Annotated in this window: 5 protein-coding genes; all 5 read right to left on the bottom strand. The window is 74.9% G+C overall.

All coding sequences use genetic code 11. The features are described from left to right. The coding region (locus ACTIE9_RS09195; protein ID WP_439565273.1) for a formyltransferase family protein at positions 1-204 on the bottom strand (204 nt) is incomplete at its 3' end. A 9-nt stretch (positions 205-213) separates the two neighbouring features. Next, positions 214-1,437, bottom strand: a complete 1,224-nt coding sequence (locus ACTIE9_RS09190; RefSeq protein WP_439565272.1) for a cell division protein PerM — start codon at positions 1,435-1,437, stop codon at positions 214-216. 28 nt (positions 1,438-1,465) lie between these two features. Beyond that, positions 1,466-4,627: a phosphoenolpyruvate--protein phosphotransferase gene (gene ptsP, locus ACTIE9_RS09185; RefSeq protein WP_439565271.1), complete on the bottom strand. Its 3,162-nt coding sequence runs from the start codon at positions 4,625-4,627 to the stop codon at positions 1,466-1,468. 2 nt (positions 4,628-4,629) lie between these two features. Further along, entirely contained in the window at positions 4,630-5,622 is a 993-nt protein-coding gene (gene dhaK / locus ACTIE9_RS09180) for a dihydroxyacetone kinase subunit DhaK (RefSeq protein WP_439565270.1), read from the bottom strand. Between the two features lie 182 nt (positions 5,623-5,804). Next, complete coding sequence (sucD, locus tag ACTIE9_RS09175; RefSeq protein WP_439565269.1) at positions 5,805-6,707, bottom strand: succinate--CoA ligase subunit alpha; 903 nt, start codon at positions 6,705-6,707, stop codon at positions 5,805-5,807. Positions 6,708-6,717: the final 10 nt, after the last annotated feature.

Here is a 6,717-nt window from a genome sequence, read left to right as displayed (position 1 = left end):
GCCCCAGGCCTCGCGCGAGGGGAACGACGAGTAGGGCACGGTGAAGGTCGGGATGCCGAACGCCTCCGCATGCGCCAGACCGTCGGCGGCGCGGTCGGCGCCGACGGCGACCACGTGGGCGGGGTACTCGGCATCGCGGCACGCCTCGAGAAGAGCGCGCAGGTTCGACCCGCCGCCCGAGATCAGCACGACGACCCGCAGCACCCGCCCAGGCTACCGGGTGCGCGCGGAGGCCAGCGGCCGCGCGGCGCGCACCCCGCCGGCGAGCAGACCCAGGGATGCTCCGATGAGGGTCTCGATGAGCATCCACAGGCCCACCGCCACGGGGTCGGGGCCGACCACGGCGAGGCGTCCCGGCCCGGCCGCACCCGCCGCGACGAAGGCGAGGAAGCCCATGGCGAGACCAGCGACGACGGCCGCGAGCGCCCCCGTGCCGACAGCCCAGAGCCCCGCGGGGCGACCCTCGAGCGCCGCGACGAGGCGCGGCCGCACCGCGAGTCCCGCGATGAAGGCGGCGAGCACGGGCACGAGCAGTGTCACGAACCCGAGGCTCGAGGGCTCGGTGGGCAGCGCGCCCAGCACGGGCACCGCAGGAAGCGGGCCGAGGCTCGTCGCGATGGGGCTCACGCTCGACCCGGCGCCCACCGCGAAGCCGGGGCCGACGAGCCAGGCGGCCGCCCACAGCACGAGCGTCGGCAGCAGCGCCAGCTGAGCGACCGTGAGCGCGACCCCGCCGAGCACACCCGCCTGCACGCTCTCGTAGAGCGCGATGACCTGGCCGTAGCCGAGCACGAGGGCAGCCGCCGTCACGAGGGCCGCCGCCGCCACGACGGTTGCGACGGCGCCGAGGCCCGCGCGCAGCGCCGCACCGCCTGCCGCGAGCCACGGCTGCGGCCCCTCGGCGAGCAGGCGCCGCAGGCGCACGCGGGCGGGATTGGTCGCCCCGATCGAGCCGATCGCGAGGCCGAGGCCGAGCACGAGGGCCGGGAAGAGCAGCGCCTGCCAGCGCGACGGCAGCGCGGCCGGATGCACGGCGCTCAGCATCGCGAGCCCCGAGAGCACGACGACCGTGCCGAGGGCCACGAGCTCCCCGAGCACGCGGTGAGACTCAGAACGCAGCCGACGCCCGAGAGCGACCCCCGCGAACGCGGTGCACAGGGCGAAGCCGCTGAGGGCGAGCGAGACGACGAAGGGGTCGGCGACTCCGGTCACGCCGAGAGCGAGAGCGGTCTGCTCGTCGAGCTGGAAGGTCACGTCGACGCCGTGGCCGACGAGCCAGATGAGCACCGCCGCGCGCCAGAACACGACCCAGTCGACCTGGAACCCGAACTGGGCGGCCCACATGATCGTCAGCACGCTGAGGGGCACCGCGATGCCGATGCCGACGATGAGCAGCGCCTCGAGGGCGCTCAGCACGGCGGTCAGGCGGCGGGTCATCTCGGGGGCGAGCCTACTGGCGACGTCGTCAGCCGAGGGCCGCCCGCGCCGCCGCGCGCGCGTCGGGAGGTTCGAGAGCCGCGCACGCCGCCGCCGCGGCCGCGCGGCACTGCTCGAGCGTCACACTCGCCAGTCGCGCGCCGACGGTGGGCAGCGCGCGCGCCACCATCGACAGGCTCGTCGCGCCGAGCCCCACGAGCACGGCGGCGAAGTCGGGGTCGGCCGCCGCCTCGCCGCACAGGCCCATCGGCGTGCCCGTCTCAGCGGCCGCCTCACCGACCAGGCGGATCATGCGCAGCAGCGCGGGCTGCCACGGGTCGGCGAGAGGGGCGAGCGCCGCCGACATGCGATCGGCCGCCATCGTGTACTGCGAGAGGTCGTTGGTGCCGACGCTGAGAAAGTCGATCTCGGCGCACAGCTCGGCGGCCGTCACCGCCGCCGCAGGCGTCTCGAGCATGATGCCGACGCTCGTGATGCCCGCCGATCGGGCGCGGGATGCGAACTCGCGCGTCTCGGCCAGCGTCGCGATCATCGGGGCCATGACGGCGACGTCGGCGCCCTCGGCCGCCGTCGCCTCGGCGATCGCGCGCAGCTGCCGGTCGAGCACCGCGGGGTCGCGGATGGCCGTGCGCACTCCGCGCAGCCCGAGCACCGGGTTCGGTTCGTGGATGGGGGTGAGGAACGGCAGGGGCTTGTCGCTGCCCGCATCGAGCGTGCGCACGATGACGCGCTGACCGGGGAACGCCGCGAAGACCTCGCGGTACGCCGCGACCTGCTCGGCGACGCTCGGCTCGTCGGCGCGGTCGAGGAAGCAGAACTCGGTGCGGAACAGGCCGACCCCCTCGGCACCGCGCTCGACGGCCCGGGCGATCTCCCGCGGTGCCCCGACGTTGGCGCTCAGCACGACGCGGTGGCCGTCGGCGGTCTGCCCCGGCCCGACGAAGGGCGGGAGGGTGATGACCCCTGTCGCGGTCGCCTGCTCGGCCTCGTCCGGTGCCACGATGACCTCGCCGGTGCCGCCGTCGACGAGCACCAGGGTGCCGTCGGCGATGCGCGTCGCCTCAGCGACTCCGACGACGGCGGGAAGCCCGAGCTCGCGCGCGATGATCGCCGTGTGCGAGGTCGGGCCACCCTGTTCGGTGACGAGCGCGAGGCACATCGCGGGGTCGAGCGTCACGGTGTCGGCGGGCGCGAGGTCGTCGGCGATGAGGATGTAGGGGTCGCGGCGCACGGGCAGGCCCGGCGGCTCGATGCCGGTGATCGCGGCGATCGCGCGGTCGCGCACGTCGTGCAGATCGGTGATGCGGTCGAGCATCTCGCCTCCGGCCGTGCGGTACTCGTCCACCGTTCGACCGATCGTCTCCCAGACCGCGCGCTCGGGCGTGAGCCCGCGCTCGCGCACGGCGGCGACGGAGGCCGCACGCAGCACGTCGTCGTCGGCCATCGCCGCGGTGGCCGCGAGCACCTCGGCGCGGTGGCCCTCGGTCTCGGCAGCACGCCGACGGTACTCGGCGGCGGTCGCGCGCAGAGCATCCTCGAGGATGCTCGCGGCGGCCGCACGGGCTGGCGGCGCGATCACGGCGGTGGCGCTGGGTTCATCGATCGCGTGCACGAGCACCGCGACGGGCCCGATCACGCGCCCCGGGCTGACCCCGAGCGGGCCGCTGCTGCGGTCGGGCTCGGTCGGGCTCGGGATCAGCGGCTCTCCGAACCCGCCCTCGATCAGCGCCGCCACCGCGGCCACCGCCGTCTCGGCGTCGTCGCCTGCCGCACGGATCGTGACTTCGGTGCCGGCCTTGACCGTCAGGATCGAGATGCTCAAGGGGCTGCCCGCCGGCGCCGGCGCCTTGCCGTCGACCTCGAGCGTGACGACGGCCGAGAAGCTCGCGGCGAGCGCAGCGATCTCGGCCGCGGGTCGAGCGTGCAACCCGCCCTCGTTGCGCACGAGGGCGCGGCCCAGCGCCGGAGCGCCGAGAGCGACCGGCCCGGTCACCTCGGGGCTCGTCTCCGCGGGGCTCGTCTCCGCGGGGTTCCTCTCCGCGGGCGAGGGCGTGGCAGGTGCCGGCGGCGCGAGCAGCGAGAGCTTGGGGGTGAGCGCGGCGCTCGCCTCCGCTGCCACGACATCGATCGCGTCGCCGGCCCCGGCGCGCACCACGGCCGCGAGCAAGCCCTCGACGAAGGGGGCCGGAACGACGCGCACATCGATGCGCCCACCGAGGAATTCGAGGGCCATGTCGGCGCTCAGCACCGCCGAGCCGAGGTCGGTCAGCACGACGACGCCCGCGCCTTCCGAGGCCTCGCTGATGGCCGCGGCCACGCGCGTCGCATTCGTGCCCGTTCCGCCGTCGGCGCGGCCGGCGGCGATCGCGATGCGCGGCGGCTCGGCCCCGACGACCTCGCGGGCGAGGGCGGCCGCCGCCTCCGCGAGCGGCCGGCTATGCGAGACGAGCACGAGGCCCACGCGGGCGCGCCGCGGGGTTGGCGCGGCGTCGGGCGTCGCGGGCGCGGTCGGTGCAGCCGGCGCGGCCGAGCCCGGGGCGTGCGCGGCGTCCGGAAGAGCCGGGTCGGCGAGCGCCGCCGCGAGGGCGCCGAGCATCAGGGCGGCCGAGGCGGCCCCCGGGTCGACGCCTCCGCGACTGCGGTCGCCGAGGTAGCTCGCGCGGCCGCGTCGGGCGACGAGCTGCGCCGTCGCGTCGCGGGCGGCGTTCGCCGCGATCGAAGCGGTGGATGCGGCGGCCGCGAGGGGCGCACCCGTCGCCACGGCGGCATCCAGGGCATCAATCGCGGGCACGAGCGCATCGAGGAGCGTCTTGTCGCCGAGCTCGGCCTTGCCGCGCTCGCGCACTCCGGCCGTGCCGGCGCGCAGCGCGTGCACCAGCCCGGCTCCGTCGAGCGCCTCGGCGTCACCGCACTGCCCGCCCGCGCGCAGCAGGAGAGTGCCGAAGAGCGGCCCGCTCGCACCGCCCACCGTGCTGACGAGGGTGAGCCCGGCGCGCGTCAGCGCCTCGCGCACCGTCGCCGGCGGCTGCGCGTCGAGCTGCGACACGACGGCGGCCATGCCGCGGTGCAGGTTGGCTCCGTGATCGGCGTCGCCGATCGCCGCGTCCAGCGCCGTGAGATGCTGCTCGTTCGCGGCGATCGCGGTCGCCCAGCGCCGCAGCCAGTCGGTCGTGACGGTCAGGGTTAGCACGGTCAGCGCCCCCAGCGCAGGGCGGGTGTCTCGACGGGGGCGTCCCAGTAGCCGAGCAGCTCGGCGTCGACGGGCAGCACCGTCAGCAGGCAGCCGGCCATGTCGAGGGCCGTGATGGTTTCGCCGACGAGGGTGCGCACGCGGCGCACGCCGACGGCGTCGAGCAGGTCGGCGATCGCCGCGAGCATGCCGTAGAGCTCGATGAGCGGCGTCGCCCCGAGCCCGGAGAGCATGACGATGGCCTCGCCCGCGGGCAGCCCGTCCGCGACGATCGGGCCGACGAGCCGCTCGGCGAGCTCGGCGGCGCCCGCCATGGGCTGGCGCTCGCGCCCGGGCTCGCCGTGGATGCCGACGCCCCACTCGATCTCGTCCTCGGCGAGCAGGAAGGTCGGCGACCCTGCGGCGGGCACGGTCGCACCGCTCAGGGCGATGCCCATCGAGCGCCCGGTCTCGGCGATGCGCGCGGCGAGGGCGTGCAGCGTGTCGAGGTCGTGACCCTGCTCGGCCGCCGCACCCACGATCTTCTCGAGCAGCACGGTCGTTCCCGTGCCCCGCCGACCCGCCGTGTAGAGCGAGTCGGCGACGGCGACATCGTCGGCCACGACGACCGACCGCACCTCGATGCGCGCGGCCTGCGCGAGCTCGGCGGCCATCTCGAAGTTCATGACATCGCCCGTGTAGTTCTTCACGATGTGCAGCACGCCGGCCCCCCGGTCGACGGCGACGGTGGCGGCGTGGATCTGATCCGGCGTCGGCGAGGTGAACACCTCGCCCGCGACGGCCGCGTCGAGCATCCCGAAACCCACATAGCCCGTGTGCAGCGGCTCGTGACCCGACCCGCCGCCGCTCACGAGCGCGACCGTGCCGTACTCTTTCGGCTCGGCGCGGTAGACGATGCGGCGCTCGTGGTCGACCCGCACGCCGGGGTGGGCGAGCGCGAGCCCGCGCAGCGCGTCGGCGACCACGGTCTCGGGGGCGGAGATGAGCTTCTTCATCGCGGGGTCAGTCTAGGCCGCTGCCCCGGCAGGGTTTCCTGGGGGGCTGTGCGCCGCTCGTGGCTCATGGCGCGCGTGGCACCCGGCCGCGGAGGGCGCCGCCACCCGTGCCCGCGGCCCCCACGACGACGGCCCCGCATCCCTCGAAGGGAGCGGGGCCGTCGGTGATTCGGGATGCGGTGCTAGAGCCCCGCGATGATCTCGCGCATGAGGGCGGCCGCCTCGCTCGGCGTCTTGCCGACCTTGACGCCGGCGGCTTCAAGGGCCTCCTTCTTCGCCTGCGCGGTGCCGGCAGAGCCGCTCACGATCGCGCCCGCGTGGCCCATGGTCTTGCCCTCGGGCGCCGTGAAGCCGGCGACGTAGCCGACGACGGGCTTCGTCACGTTGGCCTTGATGAAGTCGGCCGCGCGCTCTTCGGCGTCGCCGCCGATCTCGCCGATCATCACGATGGCCTTCGTCTCGGGGTCGGCCTCGAACGCGGCGAGCGCGTCGATGTGCGTCGTGCCGATGATCGGGTCGCCGCCGATGCCGATCGCGGTCGAGAAGCCGAGATCGCGCAGCTCGTACATCATCTGGTAGGTCAGGGTTCCCGACTTCGACACGAGGCCGATGGGGCCCTTGCCCGTGATGTTCGCGGGCGTGATGCCCACGAGCGCCTCCCCCGGCGTGATGATGCCGGGGCAGTTCGGGCCGATGATGCGCGTGACGTTGCCGGTGGCCTGGGCGTGCGCCCAGATCTCGGCCGTGTCGAGCACGGGGATGCCCTCGGTGATGATGACGAGCAGCGGGATTCCCGCGTCGATGGCCTCGAACGCGGCGTCTTTCGAGAAGGCCGGCGGCACGAAGGCGATCGAGACGTCGGCGCCCGTCGCGGCCATCGCCTCGGCAACGGTCGCAAAGACGGGCAGCTCGACGCTCGAGCCGTCGGCGGCGGTGTGCGTGACCGTGGTGCCGGCCTTGCGCGCGTTGACGCCGCCCACGACCTGGGTGCCGGCCTTGAGCATGAGGGCGGTGTGCTTGGTGCCCTCACCGCCGGTGATGCCCTGCACGATGACCTTCGAATCCTTGGTCAGGAAGATCGACATGGTGTTCTGT

This window comes from Microcella sp., from assembly GCF_051860105.1.
Classification (GTDB): domain Bacteria; phylum Actinomycetota; class Actinomycetes; order Actinomycetales; family Microbacteriaceae; genus Microcella.
Note: the sequence above shows the minus strand (reverse complement) of the source record. Positions and strands in the feature narration are given on the sequence as shown.